The sequence below is a fragment of the Flavobacterium aquicola genome, assembly GCF_003385115.1.
Classification (GTDB): domain Bacteria; phylum Bacteroidota; class Bacteroidia; order Flavobacteriales; family Flavobacteriaceae; genus Flavobacterium; species Flavobacterium aquicola.
This window is the reverse complement of record NZ_QUNI01000015.1, coordinates 24,390-45,720: the sequence shown is the minus strand read 5'-3', so window position 1 is coordinate 45,720 and position 21,331 is coordinate 24,390. Positions and strand designations below refer to the sequence as shown.

Annotated in this window: 20 protein-coding genes; 7 read left to right on the top strand and 13 right to left on the bottom strand. The window is 35.1% G+C overall.

Annotated elements, in window-relative coordinates; genetic code table 11:
- Positions 1-84 precede the first annotated feature (84 nt).
- The gene (locus C8P67_RS19275; protein WP_115814818.1) at positions 85-543 is read left to right on the top strand and encodes a PA2169 family four-helix-bundle protein; all 459 of its coding nucleotides are present in this window, start codon (positions 85-87) and stop codon (positions 541-543) included.
- A 97-nt stretch (positions 544-640) separates the two neighbouring features.
- On the opposite strand, the gene C8P67_RS19270 is transcribed toward C8P67_RS19275, so the two are convergent.
- The 3 genes from C8P67_RS19270 to C8P67_RS19260 form a co-directional block, all read right to left on the bottom strand.
- Entirely contained in the window at positions 641-1,051 is a 411-nt protein-coding gene (locus tag C8P67_RS19270; RefSeq protein WP_115814817.1) for a BrxA/BrxB family bacilliredoxin, read from the bottom strand.
- A gap of 138 nt (positions 1,052-1,189) precedes the next feature.
- Positions 1,190-1,654 carry a thioredoxin family protein gene (locus C8P67_RS19265; RefSeq protein ID WP_115814816.1) on the bottom strand — a complete coding sequence of 155 codons (465 nt, stop codon included), beginning with the start codon at positions 1,652-1,654 and terminating at the stop codon, positions 1,190-1,192.
- A 148-nt stretch (positions 1,655-1,802) separates the two neighbouring features.
- Positions 1,803-4,079 (bottom strand): TonB-dependent receptor, encoded by a 2,277-nt coding sequence (locus C8P67_RS19260; RefSeq protein WP_115814815.1) that lies wholly within the window; start codon positions 4,077-4,079, stop codon positions 1,803-1,805.
- A 91-nt stretch (positions 4,080-4,170) separates the two neighbouring features.
- On the opposite strand from C8P67_RS19260, the gene C8P67_RS19255 reads away from it, so the two are divergent.
- Together C8P67_RS19255 and C8P67_RS19250 are read left to right on the top strand one after the other, a co-directional pair.
- Positions 4,171-6,042, top strand: coding sequence for an Nramp family divalent metal transporter (locus C8P67_RS19255; RefSeq protein WP_115814814.1), 1,872 nt, complete (start codon positions 4,171-4,173; stop codon positions 6,040-6,042).
- A gap of 86 nt (positions 6,043-6,128) precedes the next feature.
- On the top strand, positions 6,129-6,782 hold the full coding sequence (locus C8P67_RS19250) for a metal-dependent transcriptional regulator (RefSeq protein WP_115814813.1): 654 nt from the start codon (positions 6,129-6,131) through the stop codon (positions 6,780-6,782).
- Positions 6,783-6,784: 2 nt separating this feature from the next.
- Here the strand turns inward: C8P67_RS19250 and C8P67_RS22210 are convergent, their stop codons facing one another.
- The gene (locus C8P67_RS22210) at positions 6,785-6,925 is read right to left on the bottom strand and encodes a hypothetical protein (RefSeq protein ID WP_170141496.1); all 141 of its coding nucleotides are present in this window, start codon (positions 6,923-6,925) and stop codon (positions 6,785-6,787) included.
- 73 nt (positions 6,926-6,998) lie between these two features.
- Between C8P67_RS22210 and C8P67_RS19245 the strand changes: the two genes are divergently transcribed.
- Positions 6,999-8,051, top strand: a complete 1,053-nt coding sequence (locus C8P67_RS19245; RefSeq protein ID WP_115814812.1) for a hypothetical protein — start codon at positions 6,999-7,001, stop codon at positions 8,049-8,051.
- 332 nt (positions 8,052-8,383) lie between these two features.
- On the opposite strand, the gene C8P67_RS19240 is transcribed toward C8P67_RS19245, so the two are convergent.
- The 5 genes from C8P67_RS19240 to C8P67_RS19220 all read right to left on the bottom strand — a co-directional run bounded on the left by C8P67_RS19240 (position 8,384) and on the right by C8P67_RS19220 (position 12,302).
- A complete protein-coding gene (locus C8P67_RS19240; protein WP_115814811.1) occupies positions 8,384-8,869 on the bottom strand; it encodes a YybH family protein in 486 nt (161 codons plus the stop codon).
- A 216-nt stretch (positions 8,870-9,085) separates the two neighbouring features.
- On the bottom strand, positions 9,086-9,208 hold the full coding sequence (locus C8P67_RS19235) for a FeoB-associated Cys-rich membrane protein (RefSeq protein ID WP_115814810.1): 123 nt from the start codon (positions 9,206-9,208) through the stop codon (positions 9,086-9,088).
- 6 nt (positions 9,209-9,214) lie between these two features.
- Positions 9,215-11,314: a ferrous iron transport protein B gene (feoB, locus tag C8P67_RS19230; protein WP_115814809.1), complete on the bottom strand. Its 2,100-nt coding sequence runs from the start codon at positions 11,312-11,314 to the stop codon at positions 9,215-9,217.
- Positions 11,311-11,553 (bottom strand): FeoA family protein, encoded by a 243-nt coding sequence (locus C8P67_RS19225; RefSeq protein ID WP_115814808.1) that lies wholly within the window; start codon positions 11,551-11,553, stop codon positions 11,311-11,313. The genes feoB and C8P67_RS19225 overlap by 4 nt, the downstream gene beginning before the upstream one ends.
- Positions 11,554-11,624: 71 nt before the next feature.
- On the bottom strand, positions 11,625-12,302 hold the full coding sequence (locus tag C8P67_RS19220; RefSeq protein WP_115814896.1) for an SCO family protein: 678 nt from the start codon (positions 12,300-12,302) through the stop codon (positions 11,625-11,627).
- A 131-nt stretch (positions 12,303-12,433) separates the two neighbouring features.
- Between C8P67_RS19220 and C8P67_RS19215 the strand changes: the two genes are divergently transcribed.
- Positions 12,434-14,497 (top strand): M13 family metallopeptidase, encoded by a 2,064-nt coding sequence (locus tag C8P67_RS19215; RefSeq protein ID WP_115814807.1) that lies wholly within the window; start codon positions 12,434-12,436, stop codon positions 14,495-14,497.
- 98 nt (positions 14,498-14,595) lie between these two features.
- On the opposite strand, the gene C8P67_RS19210 is transcribed toward C8P67_RS19215, so the two are convergent.
- Positions 14,596-15,546, bottom strand: a complete 951-nt coding sequence (locus tag C8P67_RS19210) for a DMT family transporter (protein WP_115814806.1) — start codon at positions 15,544-15,546, stop codon at positions 14,596-14,598.
- A 487-nt stretch (positions 15,547-16,033) separates the two neighbouring features.
- Between C8P67_RS19210 and C8P67_RS19205 the strand changes: the two genes are divergently transcribed.
- The gene (locus C8P67_RS19205; RefSeq protein WP_211319936.1) at positions 16,034-18,361 is read left to right on the top strand and encodes a CHASE domain-containing protein; all 2,328 of its coding nucleotides are present in this window, start codon (positions 16,034-16,036) and stop codon (positions 18,359-18,361) included.
- 35 nt (positions 18,362-18,396) lie between these two features.
- On the opposite strand, the gene C8P67_RS19200 is transcribed toward C8P67_RS19205, so the two are convergent.
- The 3 genes from C8P67_RS19200 to C8P67_RS19190 all read right to left on the bottom strand — a co-directional run bounded on the left by C8P67_RS19200 (position 18,397) and on the right by C8P67_RS19190 (position 20,789).
- Positions 18,397-19,215, bottom strand: coding sequence for an NAD(P)H-binding protein (locus tag C8P67_RS19200; RefSeq protein WP_115814805.1), 819 nt, complete (start codon positions 19,213-19,215; stop codon positions 18,397-18,399).
- Between the two features lie 237 nt (positions 19,216-19,452).
- Entirely contained in the window at positions 19,453-19,902 is a 450-nt protein-coding gene (locus C8P67_RS19195; RefSeq protein WP_115814804.1) for a GNAT family N-acetyltransferase, read from the bottom strand.
- The gene (locus C8P67_RS19190) at positions 19,890-20,789 is read right to left on the bottom strand and encodes a LysR family transcriptional regulator (protein WP_115814894.1); all 900 of its coding nucleotides are present in this window, start codon (positions 20,787-20,789) and stop codon (positions 19,890-19,892) included. The genes C8P67_RS19195 and C8P67_RS19190 overlap by 13 nt, the downstream gene beginning before the upstream one ends.
- A 143-nt stretch (positions 20,790-20,932) precedes the next feature.
- Here C8P67_RS19190 and C8P67_RS19185 point away from each other — a divergent pair, with 143 nt between their 5' ends.
- On the top strand, positions 20,933-21,328 hold the full coding sequence (locus tag C8P67_RS19185; RefSeq protein ID WP_115814803.1) for a rhodanese-like domain-containing protein: 396 nt from the start codon (positions 20,933-20,935) through the stop codon (positions 21,326-21,328).
- The last annotated feature ends 3 nt before the right edge of the window (positions 21,329-21,331 follow it).

The window sequence follows — 21,331 nt, the reverse complement described above, 5'->3', positions numbered from 1 at the left end:
CAAAAAGAATCATATAAAAACAAATGTGCTAATATTCAGAATTTTATAAAAATAAATATTTTCATCATTAATACTAAATATAACATGGAAACCAATAAAACAATTGATGTATTAAACAATTTGATCGAAATTAACAACGACCGAATTGAGGGCTATGCAACCGCTTCTATGGAAACGGAAGATACTAGTTTAAAAGCTTTGTTCAACAAATTCAAACAAACAAGCGAAGTATGCAAATCAGAATTAATTGCTGAAGTAAAACGTTTAGACGGAGAAATTATTGAAGGCACCAGAATTACCGGTAAATTTTTTAGAGCTTGGATGGATTTTAAAGCTGCTCTGACCGGAAATAATAAGACTCTTATTCTGGAATCCTGTGAATATGGAGAAGATGCAATAAAACACACTTATGAAAATACATTGGAAAAATATATTGGAGACCTTACTCTTGAACAGGTAGCTCTCATTAAAGGGCAATATAATTTACTAAAAGCTGAACATGACGAAGTTAAAAACCTTCGTGACCATACTGTAACCAGATAGTGTTTTTTTATAACGGTGATTAGTCCTAAGGTACAAAATCGAAACAAAAAATCCAGCAATTTGCTGGATTTTTAAAATTGTATAATTTATTTAATGCTTAGCAAAATTCGTTGAAAGCATCTTTTAAATTTTCAGCAATTGTTTCTGCAGGACGTCCTTCAATGTGGTGACGCTCTAGCATGTGAACCAATTCACCATTTTTGAACAAGGCAATGCTTGGAGATGATGGAGGAAAAGGAAACATGTGTTCTCTGGCTGCATTTACAGCATCTTTATCAACACCAGCAAAAACGGTGATTAAATGATCTGGTTTTTTTGCGCCTTCTAAACTCATAATTGCTCCTGGACGCGCATTTCTTGCAGCACAGCCACAAACAGAATTTACTACTACAAATGTGGTACCTTCTGATTTAATTGCATTATTAACTTCATCAGCACTATGTAAATCTTGAAAACCAGCAGTTGTTAATTCAGCCTGCATTGGTCTTACCATTTCTTCTGGATACATATTTTTTATTTTAAGTTTAACTTTTAGAACTGCAAAGTTACAAAGTTTAATTGCAAGAACTTAATTTGAAATATAAAGTTTTGTTATAGTTTGATAAGATGCTTTGTCCTGATTTTAAAAGCTTTTTTGAAAAAGAGATTATTTGGTCTTTTCCAAAACGGCTAGTAATTCTTTGGCATTCAAAAAAGAGTGTCTTTGGAAGACAATAGAATATTCAGTCTGTAGAATTGTAATCGTGGGATAAACTACTTGAGTATCAATTTCGGCCAAGGCTGTGGCGAGTTCGTGAATTCCAGAATTCGGACCTTTTGGCTTGAATTTAAAAGTATGATTATTGAACTGAATATCATTTTTGCTTTCGGCATCCAATGAAATGAAATAGAAATTTGAGTTTAAAAGCTGAATGATTTCGGGGTTTTTGAAAGTGGAGTTTTCCATCATCTTGCAGTAATTGCACCAAGTGGTATGAATGAAAACTACAATTGGTTTGGGCTTTTCCTTAGATAATTTTTCGGTTTCTTCGAAAGTATAGGTTTTCAATTGGGCAAAACTAGTCGGAATTATCCAAAAGAAAATTAATAATATGTAAACTGCTTTTTTCATTTAAATGATTAACTATGTTTGCTCAACGCCTTATTTTTTTTGCCACAGATTAAAAAGATTTTCTCGGATTTTTTGATTGTTAGCTTGTTTTTAATCTATGTTAATCTTTTTAATCTGTGGCAGAGAAATCATTAGTTTATCGATAGCTTTAAAACAAATTATATCGTAACCCAAAGAAACCTCTTATTCCTTGATTCGAGCCGTAAACATAAGTAGTGTCGAATGTTAAACCATAGGGGTTATCAGGAGTTACCAATACTTTTCCGTTTGGATCGTATTGTACATTTTTATCAAAGGGATCTTCGGTTCTGGAAATTAGGAATGGATTGTTTTGTTTTGGAGTAAAGTTAAGCAGGTTTTTGATACCTGCATACAATTCAAAGTTTTTCCAGCCGGTATAAGAGAATTGAATGTTTTGTATGCTGTACCAAGGGGAGTCGGGACTTCTTGGGTCGGTTTCGCTCAATAAAGGGAGTTTCATTGGGCTGTATACATTTCCGGTGTAATCAATAGACAAATCAATTGGGCTGATTTTATAGGAAACACTCCAGGTTGCCGTGAAATTTTCGGTTAAATAAGGTCTTGTTTTGATTCCGTTTTCTACATTGGAAACATCCATATAAGTTGCGCCTAAAATGAATTTTAATCCGTTGGTGAAATTAATATCCGTATTACAGCTGATTCCCTGACTCAATGCATAGCCATTGATATTGTTATAGATGATCTTATTGGGATCAGATTCATAATCTGATACAATTTTGTTGCTAAATTGAGTGTAAAAAGCGGTAGTTTCAATGCCTAGAAAAGTACCGTTCGGGAAATAGATTTTTTTGATGTAGTTCAAGTTGGCGTTGATTGATTTCTCGGGGTCAAGATCTTCGGCAATTATAACTTCGCGCGATCCTGTTAAGGCGGCGTGATCTTCGGTAAAAAGGTTGACTACTCTAAATCCTGTACCCGCATTAAAACGGAGGATATTATTGTCGTCCATTTTCCATTTATAGGCAAATCTCGGTGTAAAGATATTGCCATGAATGGAGTTGTAATCGTATCGAATTCCTAATAGGATTTTATGTTTTTCGCTGAAAGAGATTTCATCCTGAAGAAAAATCCCTGGAAGCCATGTTTTTTCTGGATTGTTTTCGTTTAAGATGGATGTTGCGGTGGTGTTGTCATCATAATAAGTATAACGGGAAGCAATTCCAGAGAGTAAATCGTTTTTCCCTAATTTCTTGTCCCAAGTCAGCTGTAAAAAACCAATTTTTTGATTCGCAATATAGGAAGTGGTTCCATAACGGCTGTCTTGAAAGTGCATCGTTCCCGAAAAAGACAGCATTAGTTTTTCGGTTGTAGGTAATTGATAACTTCCTAAAAGTTCGCCTCGTTTGGTGTAAATGCTTTCGCCGTAAATTTCATCTCCGCCACGGTATTTTTTCTCCCAACGAACATCGCCTCCCCAGCGGTCTTCATACATTCCGCGAATGGCTATAGTAAATAATCGGTTTTGTGGTCTTGAGAAATTCCATTTATTGAATACTGAAATTCTGTTTTGTGCTGTTACATCGGTAAATCCGTCATTGTCATTATCAATGGTTTGATCGTAATTGTAATAATTCAATCCCAATAATGAAGTTGCTTTTTTTGCAATATTGAATTTCACACCTATATCGGCATTTGTTTCCAGCCAAGTTGTTGTAAATACATCGGCAGAAAATATAGGAGCGTTGCTTGGATTTTTAGTGATAATGTTGATTAATCCGCCAACAGCTTCGCTTCCATAAAGGGAAGAAGCGGGACCTTTTACGATTTCGATTCTTTCGACCAATGAATTTGGAATTCCGGACAATCCATAAACGGTAGATAAACTGCTTACAATTGGCATTCCGTCAATCATTACCGAAGTATATGGACCTTCCAGCCCGTTGATGTGAATGTCACCTGTGTTGCAAACCCCGCAGTTGAGCTGTGGGCGTACTCCGTTTACATTCTGCAAAGCTTCATATATACTTGGAGTTGGGTTTTTTTTGAAGAAAACTGGAGTGTATACTTCAACAGGAACGGCACTTTCGAGACGTTTTACAGCTTTGAGAGTTCCTGAAACGACCACTTCGTTAAGTTCGTTTTCATCCGATTGTAGCTGAAAATCCAGTTGAATAGGTTCTTGTGTTTTTATGGATGCGTTTCTTCTTTGTGTTTTATAATCGGAGGCTGTTACCTCTAGTTTGTAATCTCCTTTTGGAATGTTTTGGAAGGTGTAAATGCCCTGATTATCTGTTTCTGTTGAGTATTGAGTTCCTATTATTTGAATAACTGCTTTAGGAATTACAGTAGTTTTATGCATTACCACACCTTTGATTGATATGCTTTCTTGGGAATAAGCAAATGGTGTTGAAAGTATAGAGATTATTAAAAAAATATTTTTCATTTTTGGTTAAATTAAATTTTAGACAAAGCTAAAAAAATAATTTCATTGATATAAAGTTATTTTTATATATTTGTTTATTAAAAGATTAAAAATGTCTAAGTCTCTCGAAGAAGTACACCAATCGGTGTCTACCCAGAATAAAAAAACAGTTTTAAAAAAAATATTAGCCTTTTTTGGTCCGGCTTATTTGGTGAGTGTGGGTTATATGGATCCAGGCAACTGGGCGACCGATATTGCGGGAGGAAGCCAGTTTGGTTATTCCTTATTGTGGGTTTTGCTGATGAGTAATTTGATGGCACTGCTTTTGCAAAGTTTAAGCGCACGCCTCGGAATCGTAACCCAGCGTGATTTGGCACAAGCTTCTCGTGAAACTTATTCTCCTTTTATCAATTACATTCTTTATTTTCTGGCCGAAATTGCCATTGCAGCCTGTGATTTGGCAGAAGTTTTGGGAATGGCTATCGGGATTAATTTGTTGTTTGGGATTCCGCTGATTGAAGCTGTTATGATTACGGTTTTGGATACGTTTTTACTGCTTTTTCTAATTAATAAAGGCATCCGAAAAATGGAAGCATTTATCATTGCATTAGTGATGATTATTGGGTTGTCTTTTATTTTTGAAATGATATTTGCCCAGCCGGAAATAGATAAAGTGTTTTATGGATTGATTCCTTCATTGCCAAATGAATCGGCGCTTTATATTGCAATTGGAATTATAGGTGCTACCGTTATGCCTCATAATTTATACCTGCATTCTTCATTGGTGCAGACCAGAAAATTCAGCCGTAGTGATAGGGGAATAAAACAAGCGCTGAAGTACAACTTAATTGATTCGACAATTGCTTTAAATCTTGCGTTTTTTGTAAATGCAGCTATATTAATTTTAGCAGCTGCTACATTTTTTAAGAACGGAATGCATGAAGTTGCCGAAATTCAAGATGCGTATCGTTTTCTGCAGCCTTTACTGGGGACAAAATGGGCGCCTATTTTGTTTGCGGTTGCGTTGATAGCGGCTGGACAAAGTTCTACGGTTACAGGAACATTGGCCGGACAGATTGTAATGGAAGGTTATCTTAATTTAAGAATTCAGCCTTGGGTACGCCGTATTCTTACCCGATTGATTGCGATTGTGCCTGCGGTGGTGGTTATATTGATTTATGGCGAAAGCGTAACAGGTAAACTTTTGGTGTTAAGCCAAGTCATTTTGAGTTTGCAATTGGGATTTGCTATCATTCCGCTAATTCATTTTGTAAGTGATAAATCCAAAATGAAAGGACATCATATTGGAAAATTGACTCAAGTTGCTGCTTGGCTGATAGCTATTATAATTGTTTCATTAAATGCCAAATTGGTGTATTCCGAAATACAAGGCTGGCTTGAGGCATCCGAAAATTCGATTATTCTTTGGCTGACTGTAGTGCCGTTAGCTTTTAGTTTTCTTATTTTATTGCTTTATATCGTTATAAAACCTTTCTTTTCTAAAGCTAGGCTGAATATTGAAAATCATTCGCCTCATGATATGAATTTAAAGTTTACCGAAGCTGCTGTTCAGGATAATAAGAATATTGCAATAACTGTAGATTTTTCATTTGCCGATGAAAATGCTATTAATCATGCCTTCAAAGTAGGAGGTAAAGATGCTAATTATACTTTGATTCACGTGGTTGAATCAGTTGGCGCTATGATGTACGGCAAACAAATTGACGATCATGAAACTACTGTAGACGAAACCCTGCTGCTGGAATATAAATCAATGTTTCAGGAAAAAGGATTTAATGTGAAAACAGTTTTGGGCTTTGGAAGACCTAATAAAGTAATCCCAAAATTGGTCAATAAAGGCAGTTTTGATATACTTATTATGGGTACTCACGGTCATACTGGGATGAAAGATCTGCTTTTTGGAACTACAGTTGATCGTTTGAGACACAAGATTTCCATACCTTTGCTGATTGTAAAAAAATAGGTGCTTGAAGTTTTAAGCTCCTAAGATTTTTTATAATATTTAAAATTAGAGCATTAGAAACGTAGTCACTAAGAAACTTTAAAAAAATGACTTTCTCCGAAGAAAACTATTTAAAATCCATATACCATCTTACTGCTAATCTTGATGGTGAAGTCAGCACTAATGCTATTGCTGAAATGATGGAAACTAAAGCTTCGTCAGTGACCGATATGCTTAAGAAATTGGCCGAAAAAGATTTGGTGAATTATAAAAAATATCAAGGAGTTTCATTAACCGAAAACGGAAAGCTTGCCGCTAAAATGATTGTGAGAAAGCACCGTTTATGGGAAGTTTTCTTAGTTGAAAAATTGGATTTCTCTTGGGATGAAGTTCATGATATTGCTGAACAATTGGAACACATAAAATCCGAAAAACTCATAAATAAGCTGGATGATTTTTTGGGAAATCCAACAGAAGATCCCCACGGCGACCCAATTCCTGATGCGCAGGGAAGAATCATTGCCATTGAAAAACAATTGTTGTCTGAACTGTTGTCCAATCAAACAGGGATATGCGTAGGGGTAAAGGACAATTCTTCTGATTTCTTGAAATACCTCGACAAGCAGCAGATAGGATTAGGAACTAAAATTGAAGTTCTTGCCAAGGAAACCTTCGATTTATCATTGAAAATTAAAATCAATGACACTGAACTTGTTATTTCGAATAAAATAGCAAGCAATTTGTTTGTAAAAGTGCTTTAGATTTAAAATCCTCCTTTTCCGAATTCCAAACTTACCTGAGAAGCTGGCTGAAATTCATATTTGAATTTTGCCTTTGTTTTAGTGGAGTCAAAAACGTGACATTCAATATTTAAGTGTTTGGCACAAATTTTGATTTGTACCATATATATTCAATCAACACATATTTTATTAAGTTTTGTTTGCTATATTTACATTACAAATTTAAATTATAACATTATGAAAGTACGTTTTTTATCATTTCTAGTAATAGTAATGAGCTTGTTTGGGACAACTGCTTTTTCTCAAAATAGTGATACAGGAGAATTAGGTTTGCCAGGTGACAACCTAGATCTTTATGCAGTTTTGGATCTTTTTCAAAAGTCTAAGACTATAGAAGATTTTGAAAAGTCATTGAATGACGAAAAGAATAAAATAAATAATTTGGACTTAAACGATGATAAAAAAATTGATTTTATCAAAGTTGATACTAAAAAAGACGGGGATAACTATACATTTATCCTTAGAGATCCTATAAGTAAAAAAGAAACACAGGACGTAGCTGTAATTTTGGTTTCAAAAGACAAAAACAAAAAGGTGTCAATGCAGATTGTTGGGGACAAAGCTTTGTATGGCAAGGATTATATTGTGGAGCCAAGTCCATCTGGAAATGCCGGAGTTACTTCTAATCCGGGATATACAGGCAGTAATCCGGTAACTGTGAATGTGCCAGCTCAAACGACTACAATTGTAGTTGAACAAGCTCCAATTGTGCAGTATGTGTATTCGCCAGCATATGTACCTTATTATCCTCCATATTATTATGGATATTACCCGCCTTATTTTGCATTTGCTACTGTGATGGCTGTTGGCATTTATCGTCACAATCATTACCATTACCACGGAGGAGGTTATGGATATCACAATACAAATGTCTATGTTAATCATAATAGTTTTAACAACTATAATAATAATAGCCGAAATACCTCAAATAGGGTTTCGCACAATAACATAAACAGCGGGAATAGGAATAATATAAATAACGGTAATAGAAATACGGCTTCAACAAGAGACGGAAATAGAAATTCGGCCTCTACACGTGATGCTAACAGAAATTCTGCTTCAACTCGTGATGCTAGTAATAGAGCTTCAGCGTCGAATAGATCTTCTTCATCGGCAAGACCATCGGCATCAAATCGTTCCAGCAGTTTTAGTGGAAGCGGAGGCGGATTCCGATCTAGTGGCGGCGGAGGCGGTTTTAGAGGCGGCGGAGGCGGCGGAAGAAGACGCTAGGCAGTTCTTCTTCTCTTCTGAAAAAATATAATAACCCTGATGACACGATGTTCTTCAGGGTTTTTTTATGCATATTAATGAATACAATAGTTTTATTATAGTGCCAAGGATTTCGTTTATTCCAATATTTTGGACTATTTGATTAACAAACAATATCAGCACAATTAAATGTAATAATATGTAGAGATGCACTGCAGTGCATCTCTACATATTATATTGAATCCTACAAAACAGTTTTATATAGCGAATGTGTTTTGTTTTTTGTGAAAAAGCCAAAAAAAAGATTCCCAAAAATCAATTTTGGGAACCTTTTTCGTAATAGAATTATTTTATTAGTTTGGTAAGTCGGAAGTACTCATATCTCTTAAGCTGTAATATTTACCATCTTTTTTGACAAACAATGTCATATAATTTCCTGAATTTACTACTGCAGCTGTAGAATCTGTTACTTTATAACTGCCTATTTCTACAACCTGTTCTCCGTCTTTTGCAACAAATACTTCGTTAGTGGTAAATGAAATTTTCTTGCCTTTGGAAATAGTATCAATATGGGTTTTCAAATATTTAACGATTGCTTCTTTTCCTGTTACTGGCTGGTTATTCTGCGGATAGGTAATGGCATCATCTGCAAAATATCCTATATCCTTCATTATGCCGGCATTGTATGTGTCTGCAAATTCATTTTCTTTGGCTTGAATTTCTTCTTTGATCTGATTAGTATCAATAGCAGCAACAACAGCTGGCTCTTCTTTTTTACATGAAATTAATGACAGTAAAACAGCCGATAGAACTAATCCTCTACTAAATATTTTTTTCATAGGAGTTTGATTTTTTTAATTTAGACATTAAAGAATTGAATATTAATGACATAAATTTAATATAAAAAAACGGAACGAAAAGCGTTTCGAAATAGAAATTAGAGTTTTTTTAAGTTATTAGCTCTTTCTCTTTTTCTGATTTTTTCTTTTTTGAAAAAGTGAAAACTTGGTCACAGCTGTATTTTAAAAGAAGAAATATTTAGTAATTAAGACCGATTAACTGCAGCCACAGTCACCGTTCCCACAGTTTTTGTCCGATTTTTTTTTGAAGAAAAATTTTCGAATCAAAAAGACAACTGCAGCAGTGAGTATAACAAAGGCTATAATTTCCTGAATCATTATGCTTTATTTTAAGATTTGAAAAGCAATCAATGCGACTACATAGGCCAAAGTGCTCATAAATACAAGCTGACCGGCTGGCCATTTCCAAGAATTGGTTTCTTTCTTTGTGATGGCAAGTGTACTGGCGCACTGCATCGCAAAAGCATAAAACATCAATAAGGAAATGCCCGAGGCAAAATTGAATATTTTTTCTCCTGTTACAGGGTTTACTTCATCAGCCATTTTATTTTTTATGGTATTCTCATTATCGGTTCCGCCAACACTGTAAATGGTTGCCAAGGTTCCTACAAAAACTTCTCTGGCTGCAAATGAACTGATAATGGCTATACCTATTTTCCAGTCATAGCCCAATGGAGAAATGACAGGTTCTATACCTCTTCCCATTAATCCAATATAAGAGTTTTCCAGTTTTTGAGAAGCCACAGCATTCTCAAACTCCGTTGAAGACAGCGGATGTTCTTTAGCATTTTCAAAAACTATTTTTTCAGCATCTTTGAACTCTTTTCCTGGTCCGTAAGAAGCCAAAAACCATAGAATGATGGATATTGCCAAAATTATTTTTCCAGCTCCAGAAACGAATGCTTTTGTTTTTTCAATTACGTTGATGGCAACATTCTTAAACATTGGCAGTTTGTAATTTGGCATTTCTACAACGAAAAATGTTTTGCCTTTTACTTTTAAAATAAGATTCAGAATATAAGCAGCAAATATTGCCATTCCAAAACCGATGACGTATAGAAGCATTAAGGTTAATCCCTGAAGATTTAAAATTCCAAAAACATAAGTATCAGGAATTACCAAGCCAATAATAATGGCATAAACGGGTAGACGTGCAGAGCAGGTTGTAAAAGGAGTTACGAGTATGGTAATCAGTCTTTCTTTCCAGTTTTCGATATTTCGGGTGGCCATAATAGCTGGAATAGCACAGGCAGTTCCAGAAATTAAAGGCACTACGCTTTTTCCGGATAATCCAAATCGGCGCATGATTTTGTCCATCAAAAAAACTACACGGCTCATGTAACCGCTTTCTTCAAGTATCGAAATGAACAGAAACAAGAAAGCAATCTGAGGTATAAATATTAAAATACCGCCAATTCCCGGTATTATCCCTTGCGAAATCAAATTAGTCAGCATTCCCGACGGCAGATGTTCGCTCGTCATAGAGCTTAAAGATGCAAATGTACTGTCGATAAAATCCATTGGAATTTTGGACCATTCAAAAATTGATTGAAAAATCACAAACAAAATCACGAAGAAAATCGCATAACCCCAAACTTTATGGGTTAGCACGCGGTCTAGTTTACTTCGGTAATCTTTAGCAATACTAGTGTCAATTTTTAAGCCTTCTTTTAAAACATTGTTGATGAACTGATAGCGCTTGATGGTTTCTTTTTGCTGCAGGCGTTTCAAATCCGAATGTGATTTGGTAAACGTACTTCGAATTTCATTTCGCTCTAAATTCAAAAAGTTGACATCCTGCGTGATAACCAGCCACAATTTATACAGCAGCTGATTAGGAAAGGCTTGCTGAAGACTGTCAAAATAAGGCTTATCGATTACTGAAGCATTCAAACATGGTTCAGCCGAAATGGTTTTGTAACTGATAATTAGGTTTTTCAATTCTTCGATTCCGTGTCCTTTTCTGGAACTTATCAACGCAATTTTGGTTTTTAAGTGTTCCTCAAGATAGAGAATATCTAGGCTGATTCCTTTGGTTTCCATTCTATCTGCCATATTAATGACCAAAATAGTTGGAATTTCAAGGTCTTTTATCTGTGTGTAAAGAAGTAAATTTCGTTTTAGATTTTCTACATCAGTAACGACTAATGCAACGTCTGGATAGAGACGGTCATTTTTGTTAAGCAGGAGTTCGATAACAACGCTTTCGTCAATTGAACTGGCATTTAGACTGTAGGTTCCGGGTAAATCAAGAATATTCGCTTTGATATTGTTGGGCAGTTTACAAAAACCCATTTTTTTCTCAACGGTAATTCCAGGGTAGTTCCCCACTTGCTGATTTAAACCAGTAAGCTGATTAAAAACCGAAGTTTTCCCAACATTTGGGTTTCCAATTAATGCAACGTTGATGTTTTTTAAACTCATTTTTCTGAAGTATTAATGAGTTCTACTTCAATAAGTTTGGCAGTTTCAATACGAATGGCAAGATGTGAGCCATTTATATCTAAATACAGAGGATCTCCAAATGGAGCGACCTGAAGCAATTCAACGTCATTGCCTGGCAAACAGCCCATTTCCAGAAGTTTTAATGGGATTAAATCGATATCAAAATCCAGGATAGTGGCTTTTTGGCCTTTTTTGAGAGAATGTATCGTTGTCTGCAAAGCTTATTTAGATTGAATTTAGATTGCAAAAATACATTTTTATTTATAACTATACTTGATTATTATCAGTTTTACTCATTTTTTTCATTGGCGCAAAGCCAATCAATATCTTCAATTAGCCTTTGAATTTCCTCTTTCTTAGTGCCGTCATAAAATCCGCGGACGCGTTTTTTTTGATCAACCAAAACAAAATTTTCTGTATGCACCATATCGTATAATTGGTCTGGTCTGCCCATTTTTACTGCTAAATAAGATTTTCGAGCCATTGTGTAGATTTCTTTTTTGTCGCCCGTAACTAGATTCCATTTAGCATCAATCACGCCGTATTTTTTTGCATACTCTTTTAATGCAGGCACAGTATCAGTTTCTGGAAAAACAGAAAGTGAAAGCAGCTTAACTTTTGGATTGTTCCTGATTGCTTTTTGCACATCGACCAGGTTGGTTGTCATTTTTGGACAGATTGAACCACAGGTTGTAAAGAAAAAATCGGCTACATATATTTTTCCTTCATAATCTTTTTGGGTAATGGTTTTTCCGTTTTGATTAGTAAAGGAAAAATCAGCGATTGTGTGGTATTTGCTGACGTATTGAACGGTTGAGTCTACTAATTCTGGGTTTACATCGGCCGGATTGAAAATAGGTAATGTTTTAGTTGGCTTTAACGCCGAATAAAACAAGTACAACGTAACGACAGAAAAAATGAAAACAATACCTATATAGGTTCTATATTTTTTGAAGAAAGGAGACATAATTGTGATTTGATGCAAAAATACAAAAAGTAGTTTCTTTTTCAGATTATTTAATTTTATGTATTTTTTTAAAAATATAACAAAACGAGAAATTATTAATATGTTTGTAACAACTTCTAAACAATTTATTAATGAAAAATGTATTGACCAAAAGGGTTTTATTTGCGATCCCTGCATTGATTTGGGCATCTCAAAGTCAAGCGCAATCAGCTGCAAAAGTGGCCGAACCAGGAATCAATGTCACATTTATGGACAAAAATGTAAAACCAAATGATAATTTTTACCAATTTGTAAATGGAACTTGGTTAGAAAAAACCCAAATTCCAAATGATAGAACAACTTGGGGATCTTCTAGCGAACTGGTTAAGAAAACAGATAAAGATGCTCTGGATATTTTGAAAGAATCTTCAAAAAATCCAAAGTATAAGTCAAATACTGATCAGGGAAAAGCTATTAATCTTTATAAGTCATTCCTTGATACAGTGGCCAGAAATAAGCAGGGAATTAATCCATTGAAACCATATTTGGCAAAAATCGATAAGATAAAAAATATCGAGGATCTGCAAAAAATACTGATTGAAATGGAACCGATTGGCGGCATTGGTTTTTTTGGAGTAGGAGTAGGAGCGGATGAGAAAGACAGCAATAAAAATACGGTTAGTCTTGGTTTAGGAAGACTGGGCTTGCCTGATAGGGATTATTATGTTTCTGATGATAAAGATTCTAAAGAAAAAAGAGAAAAATACCTGCTGCATGTTGCCAGAATGCTTCAGTTTATAGGTGAAAATCCAAAACAGGCCAGTGAGAGCGCTGCAAAAATTTTGGCTTTGGAAACTTCTATGTCAAAACCTAGATTGGATAGGGTTGAAAGAAGAGATTCCAGACTGCAGTACAATCCCACGACCATAGCCGATTTGCAAAAAATGGTACCGGCAATCAATTGGGAAAATTATTTTTCGGGAGTTGGATTTTCAAAATTAAGTACTGTCAATGTAGATCAGCCTCGTTACATGAAAGCGCTGCAGACTATTTTTACCGAGAATAAAGTGGATGACTGGAAAGAATTTATGAAATGGACTCTGTTGAACAATTCAGCCAACAAATTATCAATGAATATAGATGCTGCTGATTTTGATTTTTATGAAAAAACATTAACAGGTGCCATTACACAAAGACCTCTTGAAGAAAGAGCTTTGCTGATTGTGAATAGAAATATTGGAGAAGCTTTAGGGAAATTATATGTTGAAAAATTATTTCCTGCAGAAGCGAAAGCAAAAGCGGAGAAGATGATTAAAAACATCATCAGGGCTTATGAAGTTCGAATTAACAATTTGACTTGGATGTCTGCGGAAACAAAAGTAAAAGCAATTGAAAAATTAAATAAAATCTCTATAAAAGTCGGGTATCCGGATAAATGGAAAGATTATTCAAAACTAGTAATAAAAGCTCCTTCTGAAGGAGGCAGTTACTTTGAGAATTCAAAAAATGTTTCGTTTTGGAATCATCAAAAAGCTGTTGAGGAACTTTCAAAACCAGTTGATAAAACAGAGTGGCACATGTCTCCCCAAACTGTAAATGCTTATTATAACCCATCATATAACGAAATTGTTTTCCCTGCAGCCATTTTACAGGCACCATTTTATAATTATCAAGCTGATGAAGCTGTAAATTATGGAGGAATTGGAGCGGTTATCGGACATGAAATATCCCATGGATTTGACGATTCAGGAGCGCGCTACAATGCTGACGGAAATCTTGTTGACTGGTGGACTGCCGAAGATTTAAAACAATTTAGTGCATTAGGAACCGCTCTTGCTGATCAGTACAGCGCATTAGAGCCTTTACCGGGAATACATGTCGACGGTAAATTTACTTTAGGTGAAAACATTGGTGATTTAGGCGGAGTAAATGCTGCTTATGATGGATTGCAATTGTATCTGAAAGAAAACGGAAGACCGGAATTAATTGATGGATTCACACCAGAAGAACGTTTCTTTATTTCGTGGGCAACCGTTTGGCGTATCAAAATGCGTGATGAAGCTATCAAAAACCGTGTAAAAACAGACCCGCATTCTCCTGGAATGTATAGAGGTTACGTGCCTTTACAAAACATTGATGCTTTTTATGATGCATTTTCGATTAAGGCTGGTGACACCATGTATGTTGACCCTTCGAAAAGGGTTAAGATCTGGTAGAAATAATTCTAAATATCAAAAAATCCCATTAGGTTACTAAAACTTAATGGGATTTTTTCATGGTTTATAATCTAGTTTTATTTCATCATAAACAGGAACTAATTTATTTCGGTAATCGGTTCAGTGCTGTTTTTCTTTTTTCGCATAGCGTGGTTTATCAAATACAATCCGATTAAAGTAACGCTTCCGCCAAAGATAACGGCTGTCGTCAGTGGTTCTTCGAAAATTAAAGATCCCAAAACGACAGCGACGATCGGGTTTACATATGCGTACAGGCTGCTTAATTCGGTTGGGAGTTTTTGTAATGCATAAATAAATGCAATGAAAGTTAGAATCGACCCAAAAAGAACCAAATAGGCGATTGACCACCATGAATTGGCAGGAATTTCAGAAAGCGGAATGCCTGCTCCTGTTGCTCCGATAAAAGCAAAAAGTGAAACGCTGGAAATAAACATCTGAAGTCCTAAACTAAAATACGGGTTAAAACTATTGGCTTTTTTCTTGGTATATAAAGTTCCAAATGCCCAAGTAATTGTTGCCGTTATCGAAAGAAATATGCCAATTTGAAAATCGGGCTGTAAAAAATCCAGCAGATGTTCATAAAAGACTACGCAGACGCCGCCAAAACAGATTAAAATTCCCAAAATTGTCAATCTGGTAATTTTTTCTCCTTTAAAAATACTGATAAACACAATCCACACCGGAACCATCGCACCAATGATAGCACCCAATCCGCTGCTGATGTATTTTACGCCCCAAGTGCTGAGCCCGTTGCTTAACACAAAGTTGAGAAGGCTGAGGATGAGAATGCTTTTCCATTGTTTTCCTTTTGGCCAAGGTGTTTTCTTAAACAGGAAATAACACAAATAAAGAGAACCTGCAATAAATTGCCTGATACCTGCCAGCTGTAATCCCGGCATGTGCTTAACACCTTCTTTGGAAGCCAGCCAAGTGGTGCCCCAAAAAAAGCTTACCCAGCATAAAGCCAAAATAGGTAATCCAATAAAATTGGCTTTCGCCTTAATTGCTGTTTTTATTTTTGATGTCAATTTATGAATTGATTTTAATACAAGAATAGCCCATAATGATTGCAGTTTTATCGCTCAAATTGAGTTTTTCCGTATAAATAATAGGAATATCAAATTCTGGCAAAGGTAAGATTATTAATGCTTTTAGACGCAATATTAGTGCTTGTAAATATCTTTTTCAGTAAAAATTATTTTGATATCAGATTATATAGAGCTGAGAGGTGGAAGGTGTTTATCATGATCATAAATGTTTACCTGTCAGCTGCTTTACCGTAATGATAAGCAGTGATTTTAAAATTATAGAGTTACAGCAAATGCATTTTTATATTTCTAAATTAATAAATTTTTAACATATTTTTTGGTGTTGCTTTTTTTTTCTTAATTTGTATGACTATTTGAAATCTTAGGCATGGTTTATTTTGAAAATTTTCAACTTAAATTAGTCAGTTAAAGGCAAAAAAAACAGGCCTTTCCATGAATTACTTTAATCGCAGAATAAATAATGAAGATGCCAAATTTATTACCTATAAAAAAATACAAACCTTTTTGGAAGTCTCTTGGAATTCTATTTACGGGATTTGTAATAACTTTTGGTATTTCAAATTATGTTAGTCAGGAGGAAGAATTGCAGTCCCAAAAAGAGTTTGTTGCAGTTTGTAATGAAGCTAAAACAAAAATTTCCCTCAGGATCAATTTACATATACAGTTTTTGATTAATGCTTCTTCCTTTTTTGAAGCTTCTGAATTTGTTACTCGAAAAGAGTGGGAACAATTCAATAAATTTTCCACAATAAATGAAAATTTTACAGGTGTTCAGGGTTTTGGGTTTGCCGCTATTGTTAAAAAACAGCAATTAAAGAAACATATTCAAGATGTTAGAAACGAAGGGTTTTCCACATACACTGTTTATCCCAGTGGAGACAGGCCATTTTACACTTCTATAATTTATCTTGAGCCTTTTAATGAAGGCAATGCACGTGTTCTTGGTTTCGATATGTTTACTGAAGCAGTTAGACGCAAAGCGATGGAACAGGCACGTGATTATAAGATGCCGGTTTTATCAGGCAAAGTAGTACTGGAGCGGCAGACTCAAAAGGATGTTCAGGCGGGAACATTAATTTATGTCCCTGTGTACAAAGGTGAAAGATTAAATACAATTGCAGAACGGCGGTCGGCTATTTTGGGGTGGGTTTTTAGCCCTTTCCTTATGGATGATTTAATGAAAAGTATTTTAGGAAGCTGGAATTTAAACAGAGATGAAAATATCCGTTTGAGGGTTTATGACAATGCTGTTATTTCGCAAAACAGTTTATTATTTGATAGTCATAAAAACAGAATAAGCAGCAGCGATACAAGGATTAGAACACGCACACTTCCAGTTTTGTTCAATAATAAAAAATGGACTTTGGTATTCACGCAGCCATTGAGAAGTCCATTCTTCTTTTCGGCCGAAACACTAATTATAGCAATAGGCGGAATGATAATAAGTCTGCTGTTATTTGCATTATCCTACTCGTTACTCATTACCAAACAGTGGGCAAAAAGTATTGCTGGACGATTAAGCCTAGACTTGTCAATTAAAAATCAGGAATATGAACGGATAAATAATTCTCTTAAAAAGCACTATAAAAAATTAATCTCATCTAAAGAAAAATTAAAAGAGATAAACAAAGAATTACAGAAAGCCAAAGTAAAAGCAGAAGAAAGCGACCAATTAAAATCTGCGTTTCTGGCGAATATGAGCCATGAAATCAGAACTCCAATGAATGGAATAATGGGCTTTGCTGAATTGCTGAAAGAAGCCAATCTTAGCAGTGAGGAGCAGAAAGATTATATTGAAATTATTGAAAAAAGCGGTACTCGTCTGCTCAATATTATCAATGATATTGTTGATATCTCAAAAATCGAGGCAGGACAGATGAATGTTGCTTTTTCGGGAACAAATATTGATGAGCAGCTACAGTACATTCAGACTTTTTTTAAGCCTGAAACTCAGGATAAGGGAATACTCCTTCTTCTGAAAAAAACTTTAAATGAGGATGAAACTATAATTCAGACAGACCGGGAAAAACTTTACGCTATTCTCATCAATCTTGTTAAAAATGCCATCAAGTATACTTTTAAAGGAATTATAGAATTTGGTTACGTAAAAAAGGATGATTATATTGAGTTCTTTGTGAAAGATACAGGAATAGGAATTTCAAAAGACAGACAACAAGCTATATTTGAACGTTTCATTCAAGCTGATTTTAATGATAAAATGGCAAGGCAGGGCGCTGGTCTGGGTTTGTCTATAGCAAAAGCCTATGTGGAATTGCTTGGCGGTAAAATTTGGTTAGAAAGCGAACCAGAAAAAGGTTCGATATTTTATTTTACAATTCCCTGCAGAATGCATTTGGAAGAAGACAATACTACTGCAGTCAATACAGCTGTAAAGCAAGAAAATTATCAGGTAGAAAAACTAAAAATACTGATTGCTGAGGACGACAAAATATCAAGAATATTAATAATGAAGGTTTTAAGTTCATTCAGTAGAGAAATACTAATTGCAAAAACGGGATTAGAAGCCGTACAGCTTTGCCGAAAAAATCCAGATATTGATTTGATTTTGATCGACATGCAAATGCCTCAGATGAATGGATATGAAGCGACAAACAAAATAAGAAAATTCAACGAAGACGTAATCATTTTAGCCCAAACAGCTTTTGCACTTGAAGGCGATAAAGAAAAAACAATAGAAGCTGGATGCAATGGACATATTTCGAAACCAATTAAAAAAGAAGAATTGTCAAGACTAATCCAGGACTACTTCGGTAAATGTCAAAAAATGAATTAGTTATTTCATATGCTAACCTTATTTTCGTTTTCAATTTATAAATTGGTTTTCACAAAGGAATAGCCCAAAATGTTTACTACTTTGTCACTCAAAATGAGTTTTTTCGTAGAAGTTTTGGAATGGTCAAACTCTGGCAAAGGTAATTTTAATTCGGCTGCTTTTTGAGTATAATATTTTTCTCTTGAGGGATGAAAATGGCAAACGCCGTTGTAAATTTCGTTCCATGAATCATCCGCAATAATTTTAAGAATAATGCCAATACAATCCTTCTGATGAATAAAATTGATTGGGGTTTCGGGGTTTTCCAGATTTTGTTTTCCAGCCAAAAATTTTATAGGATTCCGGTCCTCGCCGATAAGTCCGCCAAAACGGAGAATAGTAGTTTTGAAGTGGCTGTTGTTTTGCAGTAACTTTTCAGCTTCAAGTAATTGTTTGCCGCTTTCAGTATCGGGTCTTGGAAGAGTTTCTTCCGTGATTATTCCATTAGCTTCGCCATAAACAGAAGTCGAACTTACAAAAAGTACATTTTTCACATCTGATTTTTCTATATGAGGAATCAGGTTTTTTATTTTCTCGACAAATATTTTTTCAATCGAAGAATCATTATTTTTTCTATTCAATTGGGGCGGAATATCAATCACTAAAGTTTCGCTTCCATAGAGAAAATCATCAACTTTACCATTTGTATTTTTGCTGTCGAGCGAAATCAAAAAAGGATCTATTCCCAATGTCTTTAATGTGGAAAGTTTGCTTTCGGAGGTCGTTGAACCTTTTGCCGAAAATCCATTTAGTAGCAAGGCTTTCGCCAAAGGCAAACCCAGCCAGCCACAGCCTAATATGCTTATTTGTTTCATTTTGTTTTTTTTATGTTTACTTATTTAAATCAAGGATTATCATATTAACCACAAAGTTTGTCATTCCGAGGAACGAGGAATCTCCGCAAGTAATTCCGCTATCAAAATCCCCAATCTTTGTCGAGCTTCTAATGGAGATTCCTCGTTCCTCGGAATGACAAACTGTGCGTAAAACCTAGTGAATTAGACCAATTCATATCTTCCGAACACTCGTTTTTAAAAACCTGTTAGGTATTATTACAAATTCAGAAAAAACCGCACTTTATCTTTTCCAATTCCGCCAATGCGTCGGTAAAATTTAATAGCTCTTGTATTAAATTCAGGAGTCTGCCATTGAATATTGATGCAGTTTTTATCTTTGGCAATCTGTTTTAGTTTATCGATTAAAGCTTCTCCAATTCCAAAACCTCTTGCGTCTTCTTCGAGGTACAGACAATCCATATATATAAAAGTTGCTGCGTCCCAAGTTGAAAAATCAAAAGTAAAGCTCGCGTAACCAACTATTGTTTCATTTACTTCCACAACTAAACAAAATAATTGAGGATGGTCGCCAAACAAAGCTTCTTGAAGTTTCTCTTCTTTTCCAATGGGGCTGAAAGAAGCTCGTTCATAAGCAGCATGTTTTTGGCACAAATCTATTAAAACCGAAATATCATTCGGTTCACAATCACGTATTAAATATTCCATTGCAGATTAATTTCGGTTTGCAAAAAGCCTATAAAATGGTTGAAATAATCCGGATATTCTTTTTCGTTTCTAATTGCTATAAAATGTTTTCTTTTTAGACCGTTTTTGCCAATTTTCACTGCTTTAAGCGGACTGTTTTTTAAATAAGGCTGCAGTGCCCATTTCGCCATAGACATGACGCCCATATTGGCCTTGACCATTTCGATAGAAGCTTCGGTGAGTGGCAGAGGTGTTATTTTTTTCGGGCTTATTCTGGCTGGAGCCAAAACCATTTGATGTATTGTAACAGTTTCCAGAGGCAGCGAATGAATGATTAAATGCTCATCGACAAAATCTTCGGCAACTACATATTTTTTGCTGGCCCAAGCATGTTCTTCGGAAACAGCCATTACGACTTCATCCTGAAAAAGCTCCAGGTATTTTATTTTGTCATCTTTGATTTGGTCGCTTACAATCCCAATATCAATTACATTATCTAATAGTTTCTGCAACGGATAATGGGTAGCCTCGGTTACTATTTTTAATTCGATATTTGGATACAGATCATGAAACTGCTTAATTACGGAAGGCAGCCAATGGTAACTGGAAAAACATTCGGTGCTGATTCGTATTTCGCCAATTTCGCCAAAAACCATCTGCTTGATCTGCAGTTCTGTCTCCGAGAGTTTATCGATAATTTCATTGGCAATTTCATATAATTTCTCACCGGCTTTGGTCAGAACCATTTTTTTATTGGCTCTCAAAAATATTTTGGTGCCCAATTGATATTCGGCTTCTTTGAGCTGATGACTCAGCGCCGACTGCGTCAGATGAAGTTTGTCTATTGCCTTTGTGATACTCCCTTCTTCGACGATTGCTTTAATCAATCTTAAATGTCTGATTTCCATTTTTGAAATTATTTTAACAAAGGAACAAAATTTATAAATGGATTTACATGAAAAGAATTCATCAAGTACATGAAATCTTTTCGTTTTTATCATAATAGCGCTTGAACTATTTTTGTATTACTAAAAACCAAAAAATATAAAAAATGAATGCACAAATACAACACTACGAAAACAAACTGGCATTTGAAATGGATCCATCCGATTTGTTTGACGCCTTAAATAATGGTGAAAAAGTAATCGCTCTCGATGCCAGAAAAGCTTTTGGATTTGAAGCTGAACATATTCCAAACGCGATTAATATTCCACACCGCGAAATGAATGCAGAAACAACCGCTCATTTAGATAAAGAAATATTGTATGTAACTTATTGTGATGGAATAGGCTGTAATGCTTCGACCAAAGGCGCTTTGAATATGACCAAATTGGGTTTCAAAGTAAAAGAATTAATAGGTGGCATCGAATGGTGGAAATTTGACGGCTACGCAACCGAAGGAACTAAAGGAAATAACACAGGATTGAAAATTGAGTGTGCTTGTTGATGG

Bases quoted from the DNA above. Each gene is read 5' to 3' on its own strand.
- C8P67_RS19185 (WP_115814803.1), top strand. From the start codon at position 20,933: ATGAATGCACAAATACAACACTACGAAAACAAACTGGCATTTGAAATG.
- C8P67_RS19195 (WP_115814804.1), bottom strand. From the start codon at position 19,902: ATGGAATATTTAATACGTGATTGTGAACCGAATGATATTTCGGTTTTA.
- C8P67_RS19250 (WP_115814813.1), top strand. From the start codon at position 6,129: ATGACTTTCTCCGAAGAAAACTATTTAAAATCCATATACCATCTTACT.
- C8P67_RS19190 (WP_115814894.1), bottom strand. From the start codon at position 20,789: ATGGAAATCAGACATTTAAGATTGATTAAAGCAATCGTCGAAGAAGGG.
- C8P67_RS19200 (WP_115814805.1), bottom strand. From the start codon at position 19,215: ATGAAACAAATAAGCATATTAGGCTGTGGCTGGCTGGGTTTGCCTTTG.
- C8P67_RS19260 (WP_115814815.1), bottom strand. From the start codon at position 4,079: ATGAAAAATATTTTTTTAATAATCTCTATACTTTCAACACCATTTGCT.
- C8P67_RS19215 (WP_115814807.1), top strand. From the start codon at position 12,434: ATGAAAAATGTATTGACCAAAAGGGTTTTATTTGCGATCCCTGCATTG.
- C8P67_RS19255 (WP_115814814.1), top strand. From the start codon at position 4,171: ATGTCTAAGTCTCTCGAAGAAGTACACCAATCGGTGTCTACCCAGAAT.
- feoB (WP_115814809.1), bottom strand. From the start codon at position 11,314: ATGAGTTTAAAAAACATCAACGTTGCATTAATTGGAAACCCAAATGTT.
- C8P67_RS19205 (WP_211319936.1), top strand. From the start codon at position 16,034: ATGCCAAATTTATTACCTATAAAAAAATACAAACCTTTTTGGAAGTCT.
- C8P67_RS22210 (WP_170141496.1), bottom strand. From the start codon at position 6,925: ATGGTACAAATCAAAATTTGTGCCAAACACTTAAATATTGAATGTCAC.
- C8P67_RS19245 (WP_115814812.1), top strand. From the start codon at position 6,999: ATGAAAGTACGTTTTTTATCATTTCTAGTAATAGTAATGAGCTTGTTT.
- C8P67_RS19265 (WP_115814816.1), bottom strand. From the start codon at position 1,654: ATGAAAAAAGCAGTTTACATATTATTAATTTTCTTTTGGATAATTCCG.
- C8P67_RS19220 (WP_115814896.1), bottom strand. From the start codon at position 12,302: ATGTCTCCTTTCTTCAAAAAATATAGAACCTATATAGGTATTGTTTTC.
- C8P67_RS19270 (WP_115814817.1), bottom strand. From the start codon at position 1,051: ATGTATCCAGAAGAAATGGTAAGACCAATGCAGGCTGAATTAACAACT.
- C8P67_RS19240 (WP_115814811.1), bottom strand. From the start codon at position 8,869: ATGAAAAAAATATTTAGTAGAGGATTAGTTCTATCGGCTGTTTTACTG.
- C8P67_RS19275 (WP_115814818.1), top strand. From the start codon at position 85: ATGGAAACCAATAAAACAATTGATGTATTAAACAATTTGATCGAAATT.
- C8P67_RS19235 (WP_115814810.1), bottom strand. From the start codon at position 9,208: ATGATTCAGGAAATTATAGCCTTTGTTATACTCACTGCTGCAGTTGTC.